Genomic DNA, 2,964 nt, shown 5'->3' on the forward strand with positions numbered 1-2,964 from the left:
ACACTGCCGATGATGCTCGGTACATCATGAACAGCAAGCTCCTCGACAGCACTTCGCCACACGGGATCCATGTCGGTTGTAAACGCCGTAAGAATAAGATGATGCGGCGGCGTCCGCACAAGCAGGGCCAGGACGTCCTCCTCTTCTTCGACTGCCAGCAGCAGCGGATGATCGTCCTCCCCAATATTATGTAAAATACCATAAGGCAGCCCATTAGCAGCCTGGTCTGCCTCCAATTTTTCCTGTGTCATTGCCAAAGCTTCCTGTGCATGACGAAGTGTCAACGTGTTCATTGTTTGTGCTCCTTTCTCGTTTTTCATACAGCAGAAAATAGAAACGATCATGATCTTCTCGGCTGATGGGAACGTGAACGACTCCATCTTCTTGAAAAAATCCGTCCTCTGTTATATAAGACATCAGCACTTCTTCACCCAGCTCCGGCATCGACGTCTTCGTTTCCTGCCAAATTTCTAATGAATCGAAAAAGACCTCCTGTTCGATCGTCGACTGCGACGTGAACGCTTCGCAATTCTCTTCGTGTGACTGATCCAATTCCATTGTCATGGAGACACTATCCAAACGCTGCATTGCCTCATCCGACTTCGCTACAATGTCCTCCGCCTCGGTCTCCGCTGCGGCGGCTGCCGGAACGGCAAGAACCGCTGCTGCACTTATACATGCCACTGTTTACTTCATTTCATCCCGCCTGTGCTTAATAGTTGCTTTCATCTCAGCTTACCAATTATTCACATAAGTAGGAAATTTCATTTAGTCACAGAAAGCCTCTGTTGCTATATAGTTATTGTCGCTTCAGGTTGAATGAGAGATTCTTCGGTGCACTGCTTACAGAAACAACAGCTTGCTTCATCCGTGGGAGTGACACGGCAAACCATCAGTCTTATAGAGAAGGGGGAATACAATCCTTCCCTAAAACTATGCCTAAGCATTTGTTATACCTTAGAACAGTCTTTAGATGAATTATTTTGGGTTACCCGAGAGGAGTTTTATGATGCAAAAAATAAACGATGAGCGCTTAGTAATACAGAATTTAAAGAACATCCGTACAGCATTTCTGATACAAACCATCGGTATCATTGCTATCTTGCTCTATGAGGTGGTGACCGGAGGCTTTCAGTCTGCCAGGGAAAATCCGATTTGGATTGTCCTCCTCTTAAGTATTATCGTTCATAACTTTTTAAGTATACGTGTTTCTGTCGATATGGATGATGGAGAGAAACAATCAAAACGGCCTTGGCCCTTTTCTCGAACTTTTTCACTCATCCTTCTCCTAGGGGTAGCTGCCGGATCTCTACAGTATATTTACAGCAATACCCTTCTGCATGCCAGTCTTGTAGGAGGTGCCGTCTTCATTTGCTTTCTCGCTCCTTTCAGCTTTATCCATTACTTAAAACAAAAACAGCGAGACGAATCAGACAAATAACTCTCGCATCGGGATGATGATAAAGACGAAAGCAGTCCAAAGGAGAAAAAAGATGATAACAAAGAACAGGAAGGAAAAAGAGATTATCGGCAGTATTCATTGATGCGTTTAATGTTATGTCATTGATAGCTGCTGTAGCTTTTTTTTCATAAATTTGTCCTATATAAACACACCAGCAACCAACGTAACTTGGCAAATTGTCTATGCGCTGTTACTAGAGTAGAAGGTGACATCGGTCATTTGAAGCACTATAATCGGTATCATGAGAAATATATAAAGCCAGGCATTCTCTTCTTAAAAGAAGGAACCCTGGCTTTAATTTTCAATAGACTATTCTTCCATCACTTCAATTTTGTGTGCGTAGATTGAAGCCGGTTCGCCATGGCGAAGCGACCTTCATACGTAACTTCCACGGTTGCACTGTGAAGAGGCGTGGTGGGTTCTGTTAAGCCTATTATAATAGCTATATTGGGAGGTGTACAGTAGCTGCCTGATGCTCTCAAAAGACAGGTAGCAGGTTATGCATCAATATTTAGAATCCCCAAATAATTTCAGCATTTTCTCTGTTTTCTTCAAATTCATTCTGATCAAAATTTTCATCAAAGATTAACTCAATCAGATTAGGCTCTCCCGTAAATATACCAATTTCCGTTGTAACACTCTCATCTATTTCTAAGGAGCCTTCTGGGTATTCCCAGGGTCGATCTTCAATGTCCAATCGTGCGACCACTTCAGTATCCGCATGCTCTAAGTGTTCATACACTAAACCAAAAGAATAGTAAAAATCACGGTTCAATTCAAATTCTTCTTGAGAATGATTTGTAATCCGTAAGGTTATTACTGTGGCTTCTGAAGATGGCCTTAGTTCTAACCCTCTATAATTTTCTACATTAACATCTACTTCAAGAGGAGTGATTTCTAAACCATTGTATTTCACGCTATCTCCTATAGTAATAGTCTCTTCATTAGTAGAGCATGAAGCCAAGAAGAATAAACAAGGCACAAACGTTATGAATTTTCTATTCATCTCTTTTACCTCCAAGGAATTAGTTGAAGTATTTAGACTTGTAAACTATCAAAAAAACAACGGATTAATTCCGTTGTTTTTTTATTAGGTGTGCCCGGCATGTCTGGCAGCTCGGTGGTGAAAGTCCACCGACACGGGGTGAGGCCCGTCCTCCCACAACAGGACGCTCCTGCTGAACACGAACCGCTCCGCCTGCTCTGCTGCTTCTTCTCTCGTGACGGCCTCGAGCGCCTCTTCGGCAAAAGCTTCTACCCAAGACGTGATCAGCGGCAGATCTTCCTCTTCCGCCCAGCGCGGAGTGCCGCTTGTATCCCGCGGTGGGATGACTCGATCCGCACGAAAGATCCGCTGCTCCATGCCAATGTCCGCCTGACAGCCATGCCGTTCCTGCCAAATGCGCTGGAACGATTCCACTGCCGGGACACTGCCGATGATGCTCGGTACATCATGAACAGCAAGCTCCTCGACAGCACTTCGCCACACGGGATCCATGTCG

Annotated in this window: 5 protein-coding genes and 1 pseudogene; 2 read left to right on the top strand and 4 right to left on the bottom strand. The window is 44.3% G+C overall.

Annotated elements, in window-relative coordinates; all coding sequences use genetic code 11:
• Positions 1-251 (bottom strand): annotated as a pseudogene (locus G477_RS19800) (hypothetical protein); the annotation flags it as partial.
• Entirely contained in the window at positions 214-684 is a 471-nt protein-coding gene (locus G477_RS0114770) for a DUF6612 family protein (protein ID WP_026698584.1), read from the bottom strand. The pseudogene G477_RS19800 and the gene G477_RS0114770, both read right to left, overlap by 38 nt.
• Positions 685-819: 135 nt before the next feature.
• Between G477_RS0114770 and G477_RS21015 the strand changes: the two genes are divergently transcribed.
• Positions 820-1,029, top strand: coding sequence for a helix-turn-helix transcriptional regulator (locus G477_RS21015; protein ID WP_084406280.1), 210 nt, complete (start codon positions 820-822; stop codon positions 1,027-1,029).
• Positions 1,007-1,441 (top strand): hypothetical protein, encoded by a 435-nt coding sequence (locus G477_RS0114775; protein ID WP_156897371.1) that lies wholly within the window; start codon positions 1,007-1,009, stop codon positions 1,439-1,441. Before G477_RS21015 ends, G477_RS0114775 begins: the two co-directional genes overlap by 23 nt.
• Positions 1,442-1,973: 532 nt before the next feature.
• Here G477_RS0114775 and G477_RS0114780 read toward each other — a convergent pair.
• Positions 1,974-2,468 carry a hypothetical protein gene (locus tag G477_RS0114780; protein WP_026698586.1) on the bottom strand — a complete coding sequence of 165 codons (495 nt, stop codon included), beginning with the start codon at positions 2,466-2,468 and terminating at the stop codon, positions 1,974-1,976.
• A gap of 84 nt (positions 2,469-2,552) precedes the next feature.
• Positions 2,553-2,964, bottom strand: a 412-nt coding sequence (locus tag G477_RS21410; protein ID WP_026698587.1) for a hypothetical protein, incomplete at its 5' end; no start/stop codon positions are given.

The organism is Alkalicoccus chagannorensis DSM 18086 (genome assembly GCF_000429725.1).
GTDB lineage: Bacteria > Bacillota > Bacilli > Bacillales > Salisediminibacteriaceae > Alkalicoccus > Alkalicoccus chagannorensis.